Genomic DNA, 21045 nt, shown 5'->3' with positions numbered 1-21045 from the left:
TTCTGGCACGCTGCATTCATCAAAACACTACACACGAGAGCTGGGCGATGAATAAATGGGGCGTGGGTTTAACATTATTGCTGGCATCGACCAGCGTTCTGGCTAAGGACATCCAGTTACTGAACGTGTCATACGATCCGACGCGTGAACTTTACGAGCAGTACAACAAAGCGTTTGCTGCACACTGGAAGCAGCAAACCGGTGACACCGTTGTGGTTCGTCAGTCTCACGGTGGTTCCGGCAAGCAGGCGACATCTGTGATCAACGGTATTGAAGCCGATGTGGTCACTCTGGCACTGGCCTACGATGTCGACGCCATCGCCGAACGTGGTCGTATAGATAAAAACTGGATCAAACGCCTGCCGGATAACTCCGCGCCTTACACCTCGACCATTGTTTTCCTGGTGCGTAAAGGCAACCCAAAACAAATCCATGACTGGAATGATCTGATTAAACCCGGTGTGTCAGTCATCACGCCTAACCCAAAAAGCTCTGGCGGCGCTCGCTGGAACTACCTGGGGGCGTGGGGTTACGCGCTGCACCACAACAACGGTGACCAGGCCAAAGCTCAGGAATTCGTGAAAGCGCTGTATAAAAACGTTGAGGTGCTGGACTCCGGCGCGCGTGGCGCAACCAACACTTTCGTCGAGCGTGGTATTGGTGATGTGCTGATCGCATGGGAAAACGAAGCCCTGCTGGCCACCAACGAACTGGGTAAAGACAAATTCGAGATTGTGACCCCAAGCGAATCTATCCTCGCGGAACCAACCGTTTCTGTGGTCGACAAAGTGGTAGAGAAGAAAGAGACCAAAGCAGTGGCGGAAGCCTACCTGAAGTATCTCTACTCGCCAGAAGGCCAGGAAATTGCGGCGAAAAACTTCTATCGCCCTCGTGACCCGGCGGTTGCGAAGAAATACGAGAATGTATTCCCGAAACTGAAGCTCTTCACCATTGATGACGAGTTTGGTGGCTGGACCAAAGCCCAGAAAGATCACTTCTCTAACGGCGGTACCTTCGACCAGATCAGCAAACGCTAAGTATTTCGCAAAGAACGACACGGTGACCCGGTGTGAGAAATCCACCGGGTTTTTTGTTTGGTCATCATTTTGCGTTACTCTTTCACTTCAAATGGATACGGGGAACGCGCTGTGAAAAAAATTATCTTATTGATCCTGATTGTCATCGCCCTTGCCGCCGGCGGCTGGTACTGGATGAAAGCGGGTAATCCGGATGCGCTGCGACATATCGTTCTCGACCAGTGTGTGCCGAATCAGATCCAGAACCGTAACCCGGCGCCGTGTGCGCAGGTGAAAACAGATGCAGGTTATGTGGTGTTTAAAGACCGCAATGGACCGCTGCAGTATCTGCTGATGCCAACCTACCGTATCAACGGCACAGAAAGTCCGCTTTTGACCGAGCCTCACACGCCGAACTTTTTCTGGCTGGCGTGGCAGTCACGCAGTTTTATGACCCTGAAACGGGGAACCGAGGTGCCTGACAGCGCCATTTCACTGACGATTAACTCCCCGACAGGCCGTACGCAGAACCATTTTCATATTCATATCTCCTGCCTGCGCCCGGACGTGCGTGAGAAGCTGAACGCGGCTCAGGGAGAAATTAGCACCCAGTGGCTGCCTCTGCCGGGTGGGCTGGAAGGGCATGAGTATCTTGCCCGTCGGGTAACGGAGAATGAGCTGGTGCAGCGCAGTCCGTTTATGATGTTGGCTGAAGAGCTGCCGGAAGCACGCGACCATATGGGACGCTTTGCACTGGCGATGGCTCAGCAGTCAGATGGCTCTTTTGTTTTACTGGCAACGGAACGTAACCTTCTGACCCTTAATCGCGCGTCGGCTGAGGAATTGCAGGATCATCAATGCGCTATCCTGAAGTGACCCCACCATAAATCGCGTTTACTCCGGCTGCCTGTCACCGTAGACTTGCTGAAAAAATCTACAGGAGACAGGTATGTCGCTCTGGTTAGCTCATCCTCTACTGCTGCCCTCACTGATTGTTGGCGTTACCATCGTGCTGTGGGCGACGTCGCTATTACCGGAATTTATCACCGCACTGTTGTTCTTCACGGCGGCAATGACCGCCAGAATCGCCCCGCCGGAGGTGATCTTCGGCGGTTTTGCCTCGTCGGCGTTCTGGCTGGTGTTTAGCGGTTTTGTGCTCGGCGTGGCGATCCGAAAAACCGGTCTGGCGGACAGGGCCGCGCGGGCGCTCTCGGCAAAGCTCACCGATTCCTGGGTGTTGATGGTGGCGAGTGTGGTACTGCTGAGCTATGCGCTGGCGTTTGTGATGCCGTCGAATATGGGGCGTATTGCGCTTCTGATGCCTATCGTTGCTGCGATGGCGAAAAGGGCGAGTATCGCAGACGGTTCGCGGGCGTGGTTTGGCCTGGCGCTGGCTGTGGGGTTCGGTACTTTCCAGCTCTCGGCAACTATTTTGCCTGCAAACGTCCCTAACCTGGTGATGAGCGGTGCGGCGGAAGGTTCGTACGGCATCCACCTGAGTTACGTCCCGTATCTGCTGCTGCACACCCCCGTACTGGGCATTCTCAAAGGTCTGATTCTGATTGGCCTGATCTGCTGGCTCTTTCCCGGTAATCCAAAACCACCGAAGGATCAGGCACCGTCTGAACCGATGGGGCGGGATGAAAAGCGTCTCGCCTGGCTGCTGGCGGTGGTGCTGGGAATGTGGGTGACAGAGAGCTGGCATGGTGTGGGACCCGCGTGGACGGGGCTGGCGGCCTCGGTCATCGTCATGCTACCGCGCATTGGTTTTATCACCGGAGAAGAGTTTTCTACGGGGGTGAATATGCGTACCTGTATTTATGTCGCGGGTATTCTGGGTCTGGCGATTGTGGTGACGCAGACCGGGATTGGCGCAGCCGTGGGTGAAGCTTTGCTGCGGATAATGCCGCTGGACGCTGATAACCCCTTCACCAGTTTCCTGGCACTGACGGGGATCACCACGGCGCTCAACTTCATTATGACTGCCAACGGTGTTCCTGCGCTGTATACCACGCTGGCACAGAGTTTTTCCGACGCGACGGGTTTCCCGCTGCTGTCGGTGATCATGATCCAGGTATTGGGGTATTCCACACCGCTGCTGCCGTATCAGGCGTCGCCAATTGTGGTCGCAATGGGGCTCGGGAAGGTGCCTGCAAAGGCGGGGATGGTACTCTGTCTGGCGCTGGCGATAGCGACCTATCTGGTGCTCTTGCCGCTGGATTACTTGTGGTTTAGCGTATTGGGTCGTTTGTAGCGGAGTAGGGCGGGTAAGCGCAAGCGCCACCCGCCACAACAGCATTATGCCTGTTTAGCCGCTTCTGCTGCTTTAACGATCACCGCGAAAGCGTCAGCTTTCAGGGATGCACCGCCAACCAGTGCGCCATCGATGTCTGGCTGGGTGAACAGCTCAGCAGCGTTGGAGGCGTTTACGGAACCGCCGTACTGGATAATCACTTGCTCAGCCACTTTCGCATCAGCTTTAGCAATGTGATCACGGATGAACTTGTGAACTGCCTGAGCCTGCGCAGGGGTTGCTGATTTGCCGGTACCGATCGCCCAGACTGGCTCGTAAGCAATGACCGCGCCTTCGAATGCTGCCGCACCCTGAGTTTTCAGAACTGCGTCGATCTGGCGAGCACACACTTCTTCCGTTTTGCCAGCTTCGTTTTCAGCTTCGGTTTCACCGATGCACAGAACAGGGATCAGACCCTGCTCTTTCAGCACAGCGAATTTCTTCGCGATGAACTCGTCGGATTCTTTGTGATAGGTACGACGCTCAGAGTGGCCGATGATGATGTATTTCGCGCCGATATCTTTCAGCATTTCAGCGGAGGTTTCACCGGTGAACGCGCCAGACAGGTTAACGTCAACGTTCTGTGCACCCAGAATGATGTGGCTGCCGTCAGCGGCATGTTTAGCCAGATCCAGGTACATATCCGGCGGAGCGATAGCAACCGCACAGCCCGTCACGCCAGCCAGCTCTTTACGCAGGTTCGCAACCAGTTCGTTTACCATGTGGCGGCTGCCGTTCAGTTTCCAGTTACCCATCACTAAAGGATGTCGCATTTCAATTCTCCACGCTAAATAAGCGAATTAAGGAATATGGCCACCCTGTCGGGCAGCATGGTCTGTGAATCAGTATAGAGATTTTCCCTCGAAAGGCTTTGCTTTTTGTCATTAATTCGCCCCGCCGAGAGTGTCAGATAGTGCCAGCTTAATCGGTTCAACTGCGAAGGTCAGTCCTTTTTCGCCGTTGTCTGCGACAACATAGCGAATCGCACCTTCGGTATCGGCGTAGTAACGCTTGTTTTTACCGGCGGTGAGGAGTTTTTGTAGCTTTTGCTGGCTTTGCTTTTTCGTCAGTGCCGGTGTAAAGGCCTGCAACACCGCACTCATATACTCAAGCGCCTTCGCCTTCGCGGCTTTCTGCTCTGGCCCCTGAATCGGCAGCCAGGTGATTTGCATGCTTTTGATTTTTAGCGTGCCGCGTTCCAGCGCCGTTGAAGCATACAAGTTTTCGTTAATCTTGCTTGCCGCACGGGTCAGTGTCGGTGTATCGCGAGAGCTATCAATGGCACGAAATTCATCCAGCGGCAGCGTTGGGTTGGTCTGGTTGAAGGTTTCACGAAACTGGCTGATGGACTGATCAAAAGACGGTGCACCGGCCAGAAGATATGGTGCCGTTGTCGGGGCGGTGGTTTCGGCAGCGTGCAGGGGAAAGCCCGCGCTGAGCAGCGCTAAACACAGGAAAAGAGAACGTGCCGAACTTTTCATCAACATTGCCCCTGGCCGTAAGTGCTCATGATTAAAACGATATCTGGTCGGCTTGTCAAAAGGTCACAACTCCAGGGTAAAATGCGCGCTATACGATAATAAGGAACCTTACATGACCATACAGCAGTGGTTGTTTTCATTCAAAGGGCGTATTGGACGCCGTGATTTCTGGATCTGGATGGTGACATGGGTCGTCGCCATGCTGGTTCTGTTTTTTGTTGCTTACAATGCATGGCTGAGTACGCAAACGGCGGCATTTGCGCTGGTCTGTCTGCTATGGCCAACAGCGGCCGTGGTTGTAAAACGTCTGCACGATCGCGGGCGTTCCGGTGCGTGGGCATTTCTGATTATTCTGGCGTGGATGCTGGTGGCAGGGAACTGGGCGATGCTTCCGTCCATTCTTCCCTGGGTCGTCGGCAGGTTACTGCCGTCAGTCATCTTCGTGATGATGATTGTCGATCTGGGTGCGTTTATTGGCACCCAGAGCGAAAACAAATACGGTAAAGACACCCTTGAGGTGAAATTCCGCTGATCACCAGTAGTGTTCAGCGGTCATATGGCCCGGTCGGCGGCGAAGATGTTTCGTCATCTGCCGGGTATCTTTCAGAAGTTGTTGCGTGTCACGAACCATCTGCGGGTTTCCACACAGCATGACGTGGCTGGTTTCCGCCGTCATCGGCAAACCCACTGCTTTTTCCAGGACTCCACTCTCAATTAATGCCGGCACACGACCCGTCAGCGCACCTTGTGCCATTTCACGACTGACCACCGTTTGAATTTTGAGCTTACCGCCATACTTCTGTTCCAGCTCGCGCATTTGCGGCAAATAGCTTAAGTCTGCAGCGTAGCGCGCGGCATGAACCAACACGATGTTTTTAAAGCGTTCAAGGTCTTTGCCATATTGCAAAATGGAGAGATAAGGGCCGATGGCCGTGCCGGTTGCCAGCATCCATAGCGTGTCACAGTCAGGAATTTCGTCGAGCACGAAGAAGCCGGCAGCGTCACTCACAATTTGCACATCATCACCGGGCTTTAGAGCGGCGAGGCGCGGGCTGAGTTTGCCGTCCGGAACGGTAACCAGATAGAACTCGAGATCCGGGTTATCTGGCGCGTTAACGTAAGAGTAGGCGCGCTGTACGCGTTCACCGTCGACATCCAGCCCCAGCTTCGCAAATTGCCCGGCCGTAAACGGGTGAACGGGAGCATGCAGGGTGAGACTAAATAGCGTATCGGTCCAGAACTGTATCTTTGTGACTTTACCTGTTACCCAGTCCGCCATGATCTTCTCCTGTGCTGTTTCTCTGTTCTATCTTCCTGTCTTGTCGTGAAGATTTCCAGCCCATTTGGGCCGGAAAGCTCTATCGATCAAACGGTTTTACAGAATGTGCGTCTGTACGTCCGGGTCTTTACGGTCGAGATAGTGGATAGACTGAATGCGACGAATGGTGCGTGATTTACCGCGGATCAGCAGCGTTTCAGTGGTTGCCATGTTGCCCTTGCGGGTAATGCCGTCCAGCAGATCACCTTTCGTGATGCCGGTTGCCGAGAAGATAACATTATCGCTGCGGGCCATTTCGTCCAGAGTGAGAACTTTATGGGCTTCGATGCCCATTGCTTCGCAGCGTGCCAGCTCCTCTTCGCCAATCCGACGGTTCTCTTCGCTATCGCCTTTGACATCATGACGTGGCAGCAGGCGTGCCTGCATGTCGCCGTCCAGGGCGCGGATCACTGCTGCGGACACGACTCCTTCCGGTGCGCCACCGATGCCATAAAGCACATCGACTTCGCTATCCGGCATGCAGGTCAGAATCGAGGCGGCAACGTCGCCATCCGGAATGGCAAACACGCGCACGCCGAGTTTTTGCATCTGCACAATCGTGGCATCGTGGCGCGGTTTCGCCAGAATGGTGACGGTCAGCTCGCTGAGCGGTTTACCCAATGCTTTGGCGATATTGTGCAGGTTCTCTTCCAGCGGCAGGCTGAGGTCGATAGCGCTTTTCGCGCCAGGGCCGACAATCAGCTTTTCCATGTACATATCTGGCGCGTTGAGGAAGCAGCCTTTGTCGCCCACTGCCAGCACCGCCAGGGCGTTGGCCTGACCCATCGCCGTCATGCGTGTGCCTTCGATCGGATCGACGGCGATATCCACCGCATCGCCTTTTCCGGTGCCGACTTTCTCACCAATATAGAGCATTGGCGCTTCGTCGATCTCGCCTTCGCCGATCACGATGGTGCCGTCGATGTTGACCTGATTAAGGACGATGCGCATGGCATGGACAGCCGCACCGTCTGCGGTATTTTTGTCGCCACGACCCAGCCATTTATAGCCTGCGAGGGCGGCCGCTTCGGTGACGCGGGAAAACTCGATAGCAAGTTCACGTTTCATGAGGTACTCGTGCAATCAAAAGGAATTGCACGAAGTTTATCACAGAGTGGGGAGACGAGTTCCCTCTCCCCTTTGGGGAGAGGGTTAGAGTGAGGGGAGTTACTCTTCGTGATCTTCCCATGCCAGGGCGCGTTTCACCGCTTTTTTCCAGCCGCTGTAGCGGAAGTTACGTTCGGTGGTTTCAATACCTGGGCGGAATTCGCGTTCGATCACCGCTTTCTCCTGCAGCTCGTCCAGGTTCTGCCAGAAACCTACTGCCAGACCGGCGAGGTATGCGGCACCCAGCGCTGTGACTTCACGCACTTCAGGACGCTCAACGCGAGTACCCAGAATGTCCGACTGGAACTGCATCAGGAAGTTGTTCGCGACCGCACCACCGTCCACGCGCAGAGCGTGCAGACGAATGCCGGAGTCAGCCTGCATCGCTTCCAGCACGTCGCGCGTCTGGTAGGCGATGGATTCCAGCGTGGCGCGGATAATGTGGTTTGAGTTCACACCACGCGTCAGGCCGAAAATCGCGCCGCGTGCATACGGGTCCCAGTACGGTGCGCCCAGACCGGTGAATGCAGGCACCACGTACACGCCGTTGGTGTCTTTCACTTTGGTCGCGAAGTACTCGGAGTCGAACGCATCGCTGATCAGTTTCATCTCATCACGCAGCCACTGAATAGACGCACCCGCCATGAACACTGCACCTTCCAGCGCGTAGTTCACTTCACCACGTGGGCCGCAGGCAATGGTGGTCAGCAGGCCGTTTTCTGATTTCACCGCTTTCTCGCCGGTGTTCATCAGCATAAAGCAGCCAGTGCCATAGGTGTTCTTCGCCATCCCTTCCTTGACACACAACTGGCCGAACAGCGCCGCCTGCTGGTCACCCGCGATACCGGCGATAGGAATACGCGTGCCGCCTTTACCGCCGATGTTGGTCTGGCCGTATACCTCAGAAGACTTGCGTACTTCAGGCAGCATCGCGCGTGGGATATCCAGCGCGTCCAGCATCTTGTCATCCCACTCCAGGGTGTTGATGTTGAACAGCATGGTACGTGAGGCGTTGGTATAGTCGGTGACGTGGACGCGTCCCTGGGTCATCTTCCAGATAAGCCAGGTATCAACCGTACCGAACAGCAGTTCACCACGTTTTGCACGCTCACGTGAACCTTCCACGTGGTCGAGGATCCACTTCACCTTGGTACCGGAGAAATACGGGTCAACAACCAGACCGGTGGCGCTGCGCACATACTCTTCCATGCCATCGCGCTTCAGCTGTTCACAGATTTCTGATGTGCGGCGGCACTGCCAGACAATGGCGTTGTAAATAGGCTTACCGGTTTCACGTTCCCAGACAATCGTCGTTTCACGCTGGTTGGTAATACCAATCGCGGCAATCTCGTCGGAACTGATATCGGCTTTCGCCAGCACTTCGACCAGCGTGGAGCTTTGCGATGCCCAGATCTCCATCGGGTCATGTTCTACCCAGCCTGGACGAGGATAAATTTGCTCAAATTCGCGCTGTGACACGCTGACGATGTTCGCGTCATGATCCATTACGACAGCGCGGGAGCTGGTAGTGCCCTGGTCGAGCGCAACGATATATTTTTTTTCGGTCATGGTATGTGTCCCGTAGTCAGATTACAGCGAAGCTTTATGTTGTGCGGCAGAAGTCGTTTCCTTCTCCTCTTCCACACAGGTGTCGCACGGTAAGTGGCGACCAATTAATTTGCGGTAGCTAAACGCACCCAGTGCAGCCCCGACAACCGGCGCAAACAACGGAACCAGGAAGTAAGGAATGTCTTTGCCGCCAGTGAAGGCCACGTCACCCCAACCCGCAATAAAGGCGAAGGCTTTTGGTCCGATATCACGTGCCGGGTTCATCGCAAACCCAGTCAGTGGGCCCATTGATGCGCCAATTACCGCAATCAGCAGGCCAATCAGCAGGGGGGCCAGCGGACCGCGCGGAATGCCGTTTCCGTCGTCAGTCAGCGCCAGGATAACGCCCATCAGGATAGCGGTAATCACCATTTCAACTGCGAACGCCTGCACAAAATTGATATGCGGGTTTGGATAGGTTGAGAAGATACCTGCCAGGTCCAGACTTTCGACACTGCCGCGCACCATATGATGCGTCTGTTCGAAGTCGATGAAAAGATTGTAATAAAGCCCGTAAACTAACGCCGCTGCGCAAAACGCGCCGGCAAACTGAGAAAGAATGAAAGGAACAACTTTGCGTCCGTCGAAGCACGCGAACAGCCACAGTGCGATAGTCACCGCCGGGTTAAGATGTGCACCAGAAACACCTGCAGTCAGGTAGATGGCCATTGCCACGCCCAGACCCCAGATAATACTGATTTCCCACTGACCAAAACTGGCACCCGCCACTTTCAGTGCAGCGACACAGCCCACTCCGAAGAATATCAACAACCCGGTACCAAGGAACTCGGCAATGCACTGGCCTTTTAAGGTTGATGTCTGACTCATAATCGGAATCCTGAAGAAATTGATGTTTATTGTTAGCATGGCCGCCCGTGACAGCCACGATGCCCTGTAGACATAGTGTTAATTTATCGTTAACGAGCAAAAACGAGAAATATCGAAATCAAAATGTGTGGTCTTCGTCATAAAATGAGCGTTTTCGCGCCATAAAGCACATTTTTGCATCAGTGGCGGAATGTGAGCTGAATCATTTCATTAACGAATGAGTTAACAATTTAGGGTGATATGACGCGAACGCACCAGGACCAGACCTAAAAGTGTTGCAAACCGCGATCTGCGCGGTGTGTCGCTGGACACAGAGCGCCGTGCTCCATACAATCGACGGTATATGTCGTGCGCGTTTACGTTAAAGCGTCGCCTTGCAATTCAGGAGAGGTAGCATCATGTCTTTAGAAGTGTTTGAGAAACTGGAATCGAAAGTACAGCAGGCGATTGACACCATCACCCTGCTGCAGATGGAAATTGAAGAGCTGAAAGAGAAGAACAACAGCCTGGCGCAGGAAGTTCAGAACGCTCAGCACGGCCGCGAAGAACTGGAGCGCGAAAACAACCAGCTGCGCGAACAGCAGAACGGCTGGCAGGATCGCCTGCAGGCGCTGCTGGGACGTATGGAAGAAGTTTGATTCCCAATGGGATGAACTGACCAGGCCGGGTAAGGCGAAGCCGCCACCCGGCTTTTTTTATGCCAGTTATAAAAAAGGCCGCCAGAGGCGGCCTTAACGCTACTTGTCCTGCGCTGTCATAGTAAGAGCAATCAACACATTCGGTTCATCACTCTTTACTACGAGTACGCTGGCGACAATGAACGCAATACATAAATAGCGTTTCATTATGCGGTCCCTGCAGCTAACCGCTCCACCGTTCACCACCGGTGATAAGTCGGTGGACACAAGCCCTGGTGTCAGCCTGCTTTACGGTAGTGAATACACCTTTCCCTGGACCGATGCCCATGTGCGAGATGGCGGAAAGGGACGCTGTATCATAAAGAGCATCAACCGTGGCGTTAAGGTTTTCATAGACAAATAGGATTTTATAAAGGTTCTGAGGGGTTGCCCAAGGTTTAGACGAGAGTATGATGAAGTTCCTTGGTGTTAGTCTGTAAGACTTCCCAACGGACCGCGAATCCCGAGGGACAAAAAAACCGCCACATTTCTGTTGGCGGTTTTTTTATGGCCCACGCTTACGGTTTTATTACTCGATATCCAGCGGATCTTCGGAAAGGATAATGCCGGTATTATCGGCGTAGAGATGGTCCCCGGAGAAGAAGGTCACGCCGCCGAAGTTAACGCGCACGTCGCTTTCACCAATGCCTTCACCCGCCGCACCGACCGGAATGGCGGCGATGGCCTGAATACCAATATCCAGATCTTCAAGATCGTCTACCTGGCGCACGGAACCGTAAACCACAATCCCTTCCCACTCGTTTTGCACGGCAAGGCGAGCCAGCTCAGCATCAATAAGCGCGCGACGCACGGAACCCCCGCCATCAACTAACAGAACGCGACCACGGCCATTCTGTTCGAGCAGATCGTACAGCAACCCGTTGTCCTCGAAACATTTCACCGTGACGATTTGTCCGCCAAACGACGACCGCCCACCAAAGTTGGAGAACAGCGGTTCAACGACGTTGACATCTTCCTGGTAGATGTCACAAAGCTCGGAGGTATCGTATTTCATAGGTTTAACGCTCAGTTGCTGCGAATGTGTTCAGTATATCGTGCGAAATGCGTTGTTGGCAAAATCATCAATTGTTAATTGATATTTGTCAGCTAACGAAGCGTCTGGCTTAAGACAATCCCGATGACGAACAACAGGTTAGTCAGGAGCGCGCCTTTTACCGTGCGTTCCAGCATCGGTGGCATGGCTGCAGGGCTCAGTTCGCGCATGACAAATCGCGCCTGCTTAATCAGCAGGGGGGCGGCAAGTACAAACAGCCAGCCCCATACGCTGTGCAGCGAGATCAGGTTAAACAGCGCAAGGCAGATCAGCGCACCCATCAGCAGGCAGGCGTGGTAGCGGCGCGCGTTAACCGGACCCAGACGTACCGCCAGCGTGTTCTTCCCGTTCTCACGATCGCTGTCGATATCGCGCAGGTTGTTGATGTTGAGCACTGCCGTCGCCAGCAGTCCGCAGGCGGTTGCAGGCAGGAACAGAGCAGGGATAAGGGTATGTGCCTGTAAGTACCAGCTCCCCATCACGCTCAACCAGCCGAAGAACACCAGCACGGAAATATCACCCAGACCAATATAACCATAAGGACGCGTGCCGACGGTGTAGGTGATGGCCGCGACAATGGCCAATAAACCTAACACCAGGAAGCCAATAAAATCGCTGGTGGTTTTAGACGCCACCGTCACCAGTGCCAGACCCGATAAACAAATCAGCACCACGGTGATAATCAATGCGCGTTTCATCTGCGCCTGAGTAATCACCCCTTTCTGCATCCCGCGCAGCGGCCCGATACGGTCAGGTTTATCGCTGCCTTTTACTGCGTCACCGTAATCGTTGGCGAGATTGGAGAGAATTTGCAGTAGGCCGGCGGTAATCAATGCCAGCGCGGCGACCAGCGGGTCAAAATAACCTTGCCACCAGGCAAGAGCCGTACCGACGACAATCGCAGCAAAGGCCAGAGGAAGTGTTTTAGGGCGCAGACTTTCGAGCCACGCCTGAGTACGGCTGATTTCAGTCATAGTTATTTAGCCAATAAAAATGGGGGCATTAGCCCCCATTAAACGTGATGAGAATCCAGTAACCGCGATTATAGGATAAAACGGCTCAGATCTTCATCTGCCACTAACGCATCCAGATGTTTACTCACATATTCTGCGTCAATGGTAATGGTTTGACCGTTAAGGTCGCTCGCATCATAAGAGATATCTTCCACCAGGCGTTCCAGCACGGTATGGAGACGACGCGCACCGATGTTCTCGGTGGTTTCGTTCACCTGCCATGCGGCCTGAGCGATACGTTTGATACCGTCTTGGGTGAACTCGAGGTTCACACCTTCGGTCGCCATCAGCGCTTTGTACTGTACGGTAGCAGAGGCATTTGGCTCGGTCAGGATACGTTCGAAATCTTCAGTGGTCAGCGCCTGCAGCTCAACGCGGATTGGCAGACGACCCTGCAATTCCGGGATCAGGTCAGACGGGCTGGCAACCTGGAATGCACCGGATGCGATAAACAGAATGTGGTCTGTTTTTACCATGCCGTGCTTAGTGGAAACGGTGCAGCCTTCAACCAGCGGCAGCAGGTCGCGCTGAACGCCTTCACGGGACACATCCGGGCCGGAGCTGTTGCCGCCACGTTTACAGATTTTATCGATTTCATCGATAAACACGATACCGTGCTGCTCAACCGCTTCGATAGCATCCTGTTTCAGCTCTTCCGGGTTCACCAGTTTTGCCGCTTCTTCTTCGATAAGCAGCTTCATCGCGTCCTTGATTTTCAGCTTACGCGCTTTCTGCTTCTGGCCGCCCAGGTTCTGGAACATGGACTGCAACTGGCTGGTCATCTCCTCCATACCTGGAGGCGCCATGATTTCCACGCCCATCGGTGCGGCAGCGAGATCGATCTCAATCTCTTTATCATCCAGCTGGCCTTCACGCAGTTTTTTGCGGAACGCCTGACGTGCGGCTGAAGGTTCAGACTGTTGTTCAGCCTGGCCCCAGTTGTTTTTTGCCGGTGGGATCAACACGTCGAGAATGCGCTCTTCGGCCATCTCTTCTGCGCGGTAACGGTTTTTCTCAATCGCCTGAACGCGCACCATCTTGATAGCTGAGTCGGTCAGATCGCGAATGATAGAATCCACTTCTTTACCGACATAACCCACTTCGGTGAACTTGGTGGCTTCAACTTTGATGAATGGCGCGTTCGCCAGTTTTGCCAGACGACGGGCGATTTCAGTTTTACCGACACCGGTCGGGCCGATCATCAGAATGTTTTTTGGTGTCACTTCGTGGCGCAGCTCTTCATCAAGCTGCATGCGGCGCCAGCGGTTACGCAGGGCGATCGCCACGGAACGCTTGGCGTTATCCTGGCCGATGATGTGTTTGTTCAGTTCGCTAACAATTTCGCGTGGGGTCATTTCAGACATGGGAGATCCTTACGCTTTAGACGGTAATTCTTCGATGGTGTGGTTGTGGTTGGTATAAATGCAGATATCACCTGCAATATCCAACGCCTTCACCGCGATATCTCGCGCGTTCATGTCGGTATTTTCCAACAGCGCGCGGGCTGCAGCCTGGGCATAAGGGCCGCCAGAGCCGATGGCAATCAGGTCGTTTTCCGGCTGAATGACGTCGCCGTTACCGGTGATAATCAGCGACGCGGTTTCGTCGGCCACGGCCAGCAGCGCTTCGAGCTTGCGCAGCATGCGGTCGGTACGCCAGTCTTTCGCCAGCTCAACGGCGGCTTTCACCAGATGACCCTGGTGCATTTCCAGTTTGCGTTCAAACAGTTCAAACAGCGTGAAGGCATCAGCGGTGCCGCCAGCAAAACCGGCGATCACTTTGTCGTTATAGAGACGACGTACTTTCTTCACGTTGCCTTTCATGACGGTATTACCCAGCGTGGCCTGGCCATCACCGGCGATTACCACATGGCCGTTACGGCGTACACTTACTATTGTTGTCACGAGCAGACCCCCTGGTTACAGAATCGGGAAACAGAAGCCCTGAGCCTGTGCTCAGGGCTGAATAGAATGATAGATGGGGGGGAAATTGGGGGTTTCAACCCCCGGATGCGAGTCGAATACAGTTTGTGTGACCGGCGACTTTCAAACGTGAAATGGTGCCATCAGCATTTTCTTTGCCTTTAACCGGGCCAATCACCACGCGATTCCAGCCATTGTTGGTGGTAATACGTGAATCAAACCCTTCAAAGGCCAGCTGTGCGCGCACCGTTTCCGCCTGCTCTGCACCTTTAAACGAACCGCACTGAACCATCCAGCGGCGCTCATCTTTTTTCTCCGCCGTCTGCTTCGGTGCATCGGTCTCTTTAGTGATCGGTGCGGCCTGCTGCGTTTTCGGCTGCTGAGCGGTGGTATGCGCTGGCGTCTGCAAGAGATCCTGATATGGCTGAGCCGTTTGCTTCTGCGGCTGAGCCTTCGGCTGTTGCTGAACCGGCTGGGACTGCACCGTTCGCGTCTGCTGCTGGTAAGGCTGTTCCGTTACCCGCGGCTGTGCTTTCGGCTGCTGTACCGGCTGGGTTTGCGCCCACTGTTGTTGCTGTTGCTGTTGCTGCTGAATTTGCTGTTGCGCCTGACGTCGCTGTAACGTTTGCTGACGCTGTGCCGGAGTCTGTTCATTCCACGGAACTTCATTCAACTGCGTGGGTTGCTGGCGCATATCAGCCTGCATTTGTGCCAACAACTGACGCTGTTCATCCGTCAGCTGATTCGCATTCTGCACTTCTCCACCTGCGGAAGGCTCGGTTGGCGCACGTACGCCAGGCTGACGGCTTTCCAGCTCTTTGATATAGCGCCAGCGTTCTTCAGGCTTCGGAGGAAGACCGTTTCCGGCCACTTTGCTGGCCTGAAGCGCCTCAGACTCTTCTTTTTTATGGTGCGTAATAAAGTACAGTCCACCAATAAAGGCGACGACTACAGCCGCAGCAATAGCGACCATTGCTGGCGAGACAGCAGGCAGGTTACTCTGCTTTTTCCTTGAGCTACTCTTTTTGCGTCGCGAAGGTGCCGGCTGGCCGCGACGTACATAATCTCGTTGTGCCACTATCGTTTCGCTGTATTTATTCGTTCGTCAGTCCGCCATGTTACTTAAGCGGCGGGGCTTTGACCAGATAAGGGTGTCCTAAAGACGTTTACTTTAAGTCAATGCCTGGGTAGAACCGCGAACAATCAGTTCGCAGTCCAGCAGCCGTGAGCCGCTGCTAACTGTTTGACCGTGAAGCTGATCCAGCAGAAGAAGCATCGCTTCGCGGCCAATTTGATAGCGCGGCTGAGCGACCGTTGAGAGCGGCGGATCGCAAAATTCTGAAAGCGAAATATTATCGAATCCGATGATCGATAAATCTTTCGGTATCCGCAGGCCACGACGTTTGGCATACGACAATGCGCCCAACGCCATTACGTCGCTGTGACAGAATACGGCGGTGGGTGGTTCAGGCAGGTCCAGAAGTTTTTCCAGCGCCTGTCCACCCGCAGCGAAGGTGAAGTCACCACGAGCAATATAGTGCGGATCGACAGTGACGCCGGTACGGCGCAGCGCCTGAACGTAACCCTGCAGACGGTAGTGGCACAGTGGCATCTCTTCCGGCCCGGCAATGCAGCCAATACGTTTATGCCCTAATTCCTGGAGATAGTTGACGGCGTTGAATGCGGCGGTGAGGTTATCGATATGGACCGTCGGCAGCTCCAGCTCTGGCGCAAACTCGTTGGCCATCACCATCGGCGGTAAATTACGCTGCTCTTCAATGCTGGCATCAAACGGCAGGCGAGAGCCAAGCAGCAACATACCGTCGATCTGCTTGGTGATAATGAGGTCGATAAAGGTTTTTTCCTGCTGGTTCTGGTGCGCGCAGTCGCCAATCAGTACCAGATAACCCTGTTCAGCCGCGGTCACTTCAATACCGCGGATAATCTCGCTGAAAAAGGGATCGCAGATGTCCGGCACAATCACCAGGATGGTGCGCGACTCATTGCGCTTGACGTTACGCCCCATCGCCTGTGGGAAATAGCCCACTTCCAGCGCAGCCTGCTCAACCCGGTTGCGGGTCGCCTGGGAGACTTTATCCGGATTCATTAATGCGCGGGATACCGTTGCCGTAGAGACTTGTGCTTTCTGGGCAACGTCTTTCATGGTCGCCGGTGCAACCTCTTTGCTGGACTTCAACGTCTTCTCCTCGCCTGAACACCGAACTTCTGACATCACCATTTTTACAGATAGTTAATGGAATCGGTTACAGAATTTTCATAAAAAGTGTGAGGAACGTTAAATTTTTCGATCCGTCTTCAGCCTTCGATGGGATCGACGTCCAGCACCCACTTCACTTTTCGCGCTTCCGGAAGAGTGTTAATCAGTACCAGCGCGCCGCTGACGATATGCTGAAGACGAATTCTTGAGGGATGCTGAAGCAAAATTTGCCAGCGAAAACGTCCGCCGCGTTTCGGAGCCAGTGCCGGAACCGGGCCCAGGATCCACAGCTGGTTATCCACCAATGGACTGGCCTGCAGGAGATTTCTCAGCTGCTGCAGGAAAAGAGGGGCCTGCTGATTGTTGTGATCTTCCGCGCGGATGATGACGTGACTGGTCCACGGCGGCAGCTGCAGGGTCTGGCGTTCTGCCAGCGCCTGTTCAGCAAAAGCATCGTAGCCTTTGTGTAGCAGGGTCTGGAGTAACGGGTGTTCAGGGTGGTGCGTTTGCAGAACCACTTCACCCTGTTTGCCCGCGCGTCCGGCACGACCGGCGACCTGGGTATAAAGCTGGGCAAAGCGTTCCGCGGAACGGAAGTCTGCTGAGAAGAGTGCGCCGTCGACATCCAGCAGGGCAACCAGCGTTACATCAGGGAAATGATGCCCTTTCGCCAGCATCTGGGTGCCAATCAAAATGCGGGCACCGCCACGATGCACTTCCGCCAGTTGCTGTTCCAGCGCGCCTTTGCGGCTGGTGGTGTCCCGGTCGATGCGGGACAGGGGGACGTCAGGGAAGAAGGGCGCAAGAGCCTGTTCCAGTTGTTCCGTTCCCAGACCCACCGGCACGATATGCGTTGAGCCACAGGAAGGACACTGTCGTGGAACAGGGCGCTGGCTGTCGCAGTGGTGGCAGCGCAAATGACGCTGGGCCTGATGGAAAGTGTAGTAATGGTCGCAGCGCGGGCACTCGGCAATCCAGCCGCAGTCGTGGCACAGCAGGGCTGGCGCAAATCCGCGTCGGTTGAGAAACAGAATGACCTGGTTCCCGGCCTGCAAATGCTGGCGCATCCGGGTGATAAGTGCGGGTGCTAACCCCGCCTGCACCTGCTGGCCTTTCAGATCCAGCACGTGCTGAATGGCCGGACGCGCATTTCCCGCGCGACGCGTCAGGCGCAGCATATGGTATTTACGCTGGCGCACGTTGTGGAGCGTTTCGAGCGCCGGTGTGGCGGAGCCGAGAATAATAGGGATTTGCTCACTGTGAGCACGATAAACCGCCAGATCACGGGCGTGATAGCGCCAGCCTTCCTGTTGTTTATAGGAGCTGTCGTGCTCTTCATCGATCACGATAACGCCGAGATTTTTAAACGGTGTAAACAGCGACGAACGGGTGCCGATCACAATCGCTGCTTCACCGTTTTTCGCTTTCAGCCAGGCGCTGAGGCGCTCGCTGTCGTTCAGGCCAGAGTGCAGTACCTCAACAGGCGCGTTAAAGCGTTCGCGAAAGCGGGCGATGGTCTGCGGTGTCAGGCCGATTTCCGGCACCATCACCAGCGCTTGTTTACCCTGGGCGAGCACATTTTCCAGCACGCTCAGGTAGACTTCGGTCTTACCGGAACCGGTGACCCCCGCCAGTAGCCAGGCAGAAAAATGATCGGAGGCGCTATGAATCGCGCCCACGGCGGTGGCCTGCTCGGTATTCAGACGTAGTCTGTCGCCTGATACGGAAAAACTCGTTCGCCAGTCGTAAAGTGCAGGCGCTTCGCTGCCCAGTTCACTTAACCCTTTCTTTCTCAGAGCCTGTAGCGCCGTTTCGCTGACCTCAAGTTCGTCGACCTGATGACGCCAGATTTTCCCCTGGCGCAGCGCCGCCAGCGCCTGCTGCTGTTTCTGCGAGCGTTTGAGGCTGTTGATGTCGACTGCTTGACCTTCTTCGGTGGCAAACCAGTACCACATTGGCGCATGGCTGGCGCTTTTACCCTGACGTAGCATAACCGGCAGGGCATGGAACAGGACGTCGCCGATGGGGTGGTGGTAGTAATCCGCCGCCCACAGCAGCAGGCGCCAGATGCTGGTGGAGTAAACCGGCTCACTGTCCAGCACCTCAACAACCGATTTCAGTTCATTGAGCGGTAACTCGCTTTTATCGCTGACCGAAACCACAATCCCCACGCGCTGCTGTTTGCCAAAGGGCACGGTCACGCGACAGCCCGCTTTGGCGCTCATGCTGTCAGGCAGCAGATAGTCAAAGGTGCGGGGAAGCGGAACGGGCAGGGCAACGTGAGCGACGGGCATCGAATCTTCCTGACTTGAAAAGTGGCGCGTTAGTATACACATTAGTAAAAGCGGCGTGCGGATCAGTTTGCATACGTTGGTCAAATTCTGTATGATTCGCCGCCTTTGGTGTACTTTACGCCAAAGAACTTACAATCAACATCGCGTGGTGTCTGGCGTTAGGGCTGGAAGAGCGACGCGGCCTTAACTGAGGTTCTCCCATGAAAAAAGATATTCACCCGAAATACGAAATGATTACTGCAAACTGCTCTTGCGGTAACTCTATCCAGATCCGCTCTACCGTGGGTCACGATCTGAACCTGGACGTGTGCGGCAAATGCCACCCGTTCTACACTGGTAAGCAGCGTGATGTTGCAACCGGTGGCCGTGTTGACCGCTTCAACAAGCGTTTCAGCATCCCGGGCGCTAAATAAGTTTCCCGAAAAAAAGGCACCGCAAGGTGCCTTTTTTGTATCCGCTTTTCAGTATTCCCACGTCTCCGGGTCAATACCCAGTTCACGCATGATCACCTTCGCCTCTTCCGGGATTTCGTCGCTACGCTCTTTGCGCAGATCGTCATCGTTCGGCAACGGTTGACCGGTAAACGCATGCAGAAACGCTTCGCACAACAGTTCGCTGTTGGTTGCGTGGCGCAGGTTATTCACCTGACGACGCGTACGTTCATCGGTGAGGATCTTCAACACCTTCAGAGGAATGGAAACCGTAATTTTCTTTACTTGCTCACTCTTCTTACCGTGCTCAGCGTATGGGCTGATATATTCGCCGCTCCATTCAGCCATGAGATACCTTTAATCCTCTCAGTCATTTATCTAAGGGTGCAAAACCTGTAACTCTGGGTTTTGAACCGTAATCTTGCCTAGTTTACCGTAGAGACGATACCGTGGCACGGATATTGCCGCTGCAGCGTGCACTAAAGCATATAATTTTAACGGCTATTTGCGCATTGCTCAATCTATACGCAAAGAAGTTTAGATGTCCAGATGTATTGACGTCCATACTTTCAATGTTTACTCTGGTGCCTGACTTTTCACCTAATTAGCCAGGAAGCCTTCACCATGACGCGTAAACAGGCCACCATCGCAGTGCGTAGCGGATTGAATGATGACGAGCAGTACGGCTGTGTTGTTCCGCCCATTCATCTTTCCAGTACCTATAATTTCACCGGATTTAATGAACCCCGCGCGCATGACTACTCGCGTCGTGGTAACCCTACGCGTGACGTGACCCAGCGAGCGCTGGCAGAGCTGGAAGGTGGCGCAGGTGCAGTATTAACCAATACCGGTATGTCCGCCATTCATCTGGTGACCACGGTGTTCCTGAAACCGGGTGACCTGCTGGTTGCGCCGCACGACTGCTACGGCGGCAGCTATCGTCTGTTTGATAGTCTGGCGAAGCGCGGCTGTTATCGCGTGCTGTTTGTCGATCAAAACGACGAACAGGCGCTGAAACAGGCGCTGGCAGAGAAACCGAAGCTGGTACTGGTGGAAAGTCCAAGCAACCCATTGTTGCGCGTTGTCGACATTGCGAAAATTTGTCAGCTCACAAAGGATGCGGGAGCGATAAGTGTAGTGGATAATACGTTCCTCAGTCCGGCCCTTCAGAACCCATTAGCATTGGGTGCTGATCTGGTATTGCATTCATGCACTAAATATCTGAATGGCCATTCTGACGTGGTAGCGGGCGTGGTGATTGCAAAAGACCCCGAGGTTGTCACGGAACTGGCATGGTGGGCCAATAATATTGGCGTCACCGCGGGTGCCTTCGACAGCTATTTGCTGTTACGTGGCATTCGTACGCTGTCGCCGCGTATGGAAGTGGCGCAGCGTAATGCTCAGGCGATTGTCGATTTCCTGAAAACGCAGCCTCTGGTGAAGAAGCTCTATCACCCGTCGCTGCCGGAAAACCAGGGGCACGAGATCGCCGCGCGCCAGCAGAAGGGATTTGGCGCGATGTTAAGTTTTGAACTGGACGGTGACGAGCAAACGCTGCGTCGCTTCCTGAGCGGGCTGTCATTGTTTACGCTGGCGGAATCCCTGGGTGGGGTTGAAAGCCTGATTTCCCACGCCGCAACCATGACGCACGCAGGTATGGCACCCGAAGCACGTGCCGCCGCCGGTATTTCTGAGACGCTGCTGCGAATCTCAACCGGTATTGAAGATTCTGAAGATTTAATTGCCGATCTGGAAAATGGCTTCCGGGTCGCAGCCAAGGGGTAA

Annotated in this window: 21 protein-coding genes; 7 read left to right on the top strand and 14 right to left on the bottom strand. The window is 54.4% G+C overall.

All coding sequences use genetic code 11. The features are described from left to right. Positions 1-47: 47 nt before the first annotated feature. From V6E55_RS13165 to V6E55_RS13155, 3 genes are all read left to right on the top strand, one after another. A complete protein-coding gene (locus V6E55_RS13165; protein WP_316943022.1) occupies positions 48-1037 on the top strand; it encodes a sulfate ABC transporter substrate-binding protein in 990 nt (329 codons plus the stop codon). A gap of 111 nt (positions 1038-1148) precedes the next feature. Further along, positions 1149-1892 (top strand): CDP-diacylglycerol diphosphatase, encoded by a 744-nt coding sequence (locus tag V6E55_RS13160; protein ID WP_129994717.1) that lies wholly within the window; start codon positions 1149-1151, stop codon positions 1890-1892. A gap of 73 nt (positions 1893-1965) precedes the next feature. Further along, positions 1966-3270, top strand: coding sequence for an SLC13 family permease (locus V6E55_RS13155; protein ID WP_316943021.1), 1305 nt, complete (start codon positions 1966-1968; stop codon positions 3268-3270). A 44-nt stretch (positions 3271-3314) separates the two neighbouring features. Here V6E55_RS13155 and tpiA read toward each other — a convergent pair whose 3' ends face one another. Together tpiA and V6E55_RS13145 are read right to left on the bottom strand one after the other, a co-directional pair. Next, positions 3315-4082, bottom strand: a complete 768-nt coding sequence (gene tpiA / locus V6E55_RS13150; protein ID WP_014172206.1) for a triose-phosphate isomerase — start codon at positions 4080-4082, stop codon at positions 3315-3317. A gap of 111 nt (positions 4083-4193) precedes the next feature. Then, complete coding sequence (locus tag V6E55_RS13145) at positions 4194-4790, bottom strand: DUF1454 family protein (protein ID WP_114980021.1); 597 nt, start codon at positions 4788-4790, stop codon at positions 4194-4196. Positions 4791-4902: 112 nt separating this feature from the next. Between V6E55_RS13145 and V6E55_RS13140 the strand changes: the two genes are divergently transcribed. After that, on the top strand, positions 4903-5322 hold the full coding sequence (locus V6E55_RS13140) for a DUF805 domain-containing protein (RefSeq protein WP_114980020.1): 420 nt from the start codon (positions 4903-4905) through the stop codon (positions 5320-5322). Here V6E55_RS13140 and fpr read toward each other — a convergent pair whose 3' ends face one another. The 4 genes from fpr to V6E55_RS13120 all read right to left on the bottom strand — a co-directional run bounded on the left by fpr (position 5323) and on the right by V6E55_RS13120 (position 9651). Next, entirely contained in the window at positions 5323-6069 is a 747-nt protein-coding gene (fpr, locus tag V6E55_RS13135; RefSeq protein WP_316943019.1) for a ferredoxin--NADP(+) reductase, read from the bottom strand. A gap of 96 nt (positions 6070-6165) precedes the next feature. After that, positions 6166-7176: a class II fructose-bisphosphatase gene (gene glpX / locus V6E55_RS13130; RefSeq protein ID WP_316943018.1), complete on the bottom strand. Its 1011-nt coding sequence runs from the start codon at positions 7174-7176 to the stop codon at positions 6166-6168. A 99-nt stretch (positions 7177-7275) separates the two neighbouring features. Then, positions 7276-8784: a glycerol kinase GlpK gene (gene glpK, locus V6E55_RS13125; protein ID WP_028018115.1), complete on the bottom strand. Its 1509-nt coding sequence runs from the start codon at positions 8782-8784 to the stop codon at positions 7276-7278. Positions 8785-8805: 21 nt separating this feature from the next. Then, on the bottom strand, positions 8806-9651 hold the full coding sequence (locus V6E55_RS13120; RefSeq protein WP_114980017.1) for an MIP/aquaporin family protein: 846 nt from the start codon (positions 9649-9651) through the stop codon (positions 8806-8808). 398 nt (positions 9652-10049) lie between these two features. Here V6E55_RS13120 and zapB point away from each other — a divergent pair, with 398 nt between their 5' ends. Further along, the gene (zapB, locus tag V6E55_RS13115; RefSeq protein WP_010436935.1) at positions 10050-10289 is read left to right on the top strand and encodes a septal ring assembly protein ZapB; all 240 of its coding nucleotides are present in this window, start codon (positions 10050-10052) and stop codon (positions 10287-10289) included. Positions 10290-10857: 568 nt separating this feature from the next. Here the strand turns inward: zapB and rraA are convergent. The 7 genes from rraA to priA all read right to left on the bottom strand — a co-directional run bounded on the left by rraA (position 10858) and on the right by priA (position 18829). Next, positions 10858-11343, bottom strand: coding sequence for a ribonuclease E activity regulator RraA (rraA, locus tag V6E55_RS13110; RefSeq protein WP_014172197.1), 486 nt, complete (start codon positions 11341-11343; stop codon positions 10858-10860). 92 nt (positions 11344-11435) lie between these two features. Continuing rightward, positions 11436-12356 (bottom strand): 1,4-dihydroxy-2-naphthoate polyprenyltransferase, encoded by a 921-nt coding sequence (menA, locus tag V6E55_RS13105; RefSeq protein WP_316943017.1) that lies wholly within the window; start codon positions 12354-12356, stop codon positions 11436-11438. Between the two features lie 68 nt (positions 12357-12424). Then, a complete protein-coding gene (gene hslU / locus V6E55_RS13100) occupies positions 12425-13759 on the bottom strand; it encodes an HslU--HslV peptidase ATPase subunit (RefSeq protein ID WP_049004905.1) in 1335 nt (444 codons plus the stop codon). A gap of 9 nt (positions 13760-13768) precedes the next feature. After that, on the bottom strand, positions 13769-14299 hold the full coding sequence (gene hslV, locus V6E55_RS13095; protein ID WP_014172194.1) for an ATP-dependent protease subunit HslV: 531 nt from the start codon (positions 14297-14299) through the stop codon (positions 13769-13771). 94 nt (positions 14300-14393) lie between these two features. Further along, positions 14394-15395: a cell division protein FtsN gene (gene ftsN / locus V6E55_RS13090; protein ID WP_316943015.1), complete on the bottom strand. Its 1002-nt coding sequence runs from the start codon at positions 15393-15395 to the stop codon at positions 14394-14396. Positions 15396-15488: 93 nt separating this feature from the next. Further along, a complete protein-coding gene (gene cytR / locus V6E55_RS13085; RefSeq protein WP_316943014.1) occupies positions 15489-16514 on the bottom strand; it encodes a DNA-binding transcriptional regulator CytR in 1026 nt (341 codons plus the stop codon). A gap of 119 nt (positions 16515-16633) precedes the next feature. Next, positions 16634-18829: a primosomal protein N' gene (priA, locus tag V6E55_RS13080; RefSeq protein ID WP_316943013.1), complete on the bottom strand. Its 2196-nt coding sequence runs from the start codon at positions 18827-18829 to the stop codon at positions 16634-16636. A 200-nt stretch (positions 18830-19029) separates the two neighbouring features. Here priA and rpmE point away from each other — a divergent pair, with 200 nt between their 5' ends. Next, positions 19030-19242: a 50S ribosomal protein L31 gene (gene rpmE, locus V6E55_RS13075; protein ID WP_003862040.1), complete on the top strand. Its 213-nt coding sequence runs from the start codon at positions 19030-19032 to the stop codon at positions 19240-19242. A 48-nt stretch (positions 19243-19290) separates the two neighbouring features. Here rpmE and metJ read toward each other — a convergent pair whose 3' ends face one another. Further along, entirely contained in the window at positions 19291-19608 is a 318-nt protein-coding gene (metJ, locus tag V6E55_RS13070) for a met regulon transcriptional regulator MetJ (protein ID WP_003862042.1), read from the bottom strand. A 276-nt stretch (positions 19609-19884) separates the two neighbouring features. Between metJ and metB the strand changes: the two genes are divergently transcribed. Continuing rightward, positions 19885-21045 (top strand): cystathionine gamma-synthase, encoded by a 1161-nt coding sequence (gene metB / locus V6E55_RS13065; RefSeq protein WP_114980095.1) that lies wholly within the window; start codon positions 19885-19887, stop codon positions 21043-21045.

The sequence above is a fragment of the Enterobacter sp. 342 genome (genome assembly GCF_036663495.1).
Taxonomy (GTDB): Bacteria; Pseudomonadota; Gammaproteobacteria; order Enterobacterales; family Enterobacteriaceae; genus Enterobacter.
The sequence above is the reverse complement of the archived record's forward strand: the minus strand, read 5'-3'. Positions and strand labels throughout refer to the sequence as shown.

Coding starts and splice junctions, on each gene's coding strand:
- V6E55_RS13165 (WP_316943022.1), top strand. CDS start 48: ATGAATAAATGGGGCGTGGGTTTAACATTATTGCTGGCATCGACCAGC.
- V6E55_RS13140 (WP_114980020.1), top strand. CDS start 4,903: ATGACCATACAGCAGTGGTTGTTTTCATTCAAAGGGCGTATTGGACGC.
- rraA (WP_014172197.1), bottom strand. CDS start 11,343: ATGAAATACGATACCTCCGAGCTTTGTGACATCTACCAGGAAGATGTC.
- metJ (WP_003862042.1), bottom strand. CDS start 19,608: ATGGCTGAATGGAGCGGCGAATATATCAGCCCATACGCTGAGCACGGT.
- glpX (WP_316943018.1), bottom strand. CDS start 7,176: ATGAAACGTGAACTTGCTATCGAGTTTTCCCGCGTCACCGAAGCGGCC.
- V6E55_RS13155 (WP_316943021.1), top strand. CDS start 1,966: ATGTCGCTCTGGTTAGCTCATCCTCTACTGCTGCCCTCACTGATTGTT.
- zapB (WP_010436935.1), top strand. CDS start 10,050: ATGTCTTTAGAAGTGTTTGAGAAACTGGAATCGAAAGTACAGCAGGCG.
- menA (WP_316943017.1), bottom strand. CDS start 12,356: ATGACTGAAATCAGCCGTACTCAGGCGTGGCTCGAAAGTCTGCGCCCT.
- V6E55_RS13120 (WP_114980017.1), bottom strand. CDS start 9,651: ATGAGTCAGACATCAACCTTAAAAGGCCAGTGCATTGCCGAGTTCCTT.
- rpmE (WP_003862040.1), top strand. CDS start 19,030: ATGAAAAAAGATATTCACCCGAAATACGAAATGATTACTGCAAACTGC.
- metB (WP_114980095.1), top strand. CDS start 19,885: ATGACGCGTAAACAGGCCACCATCGCAGTGCGTAGCGGATTGAATGAT.
- V6E55_RS13145 (WP_114980021.1), bottom strand. CDS start 4,790: ATGAAAAGTTCGGCACGTTCTCTTTTCCTGTGTTTAGCGCTGCTCAGC.
- glpK (WP_028018115.1), bottom strand. CDS start 8,784: ATGACCGAAAAAAAATATATCGTTGCGCTCGACCAGGGCACTACCAGC.
- tpiA (WP_014172206.1), bottom strand. CDS start 4,082: ATGCGACATCCTTTAGTGATGGGTAACTGGAAACTGAACGGCAGCCGC.
- fpr (WP_316943019.1), bottom strand. CDS start 6,069: ATGGCGGACTGGGTAACAGGTAAAGTCACAAAGATACAGTTCTGGACC.
- priA (WP_316943013.1), bottom strand. CDS start 18,829: ATGCCCGTCGCTCACGTTGCCCTGCCCGTTCCGCTTCCCCGCACCTTT.
- hslU (WP_049004905.1), bottom strand. CDS start 13,759: ATGTCTGAAATGACCCCACGCGAAATTGTTAGCGAACTGAACAAACAC.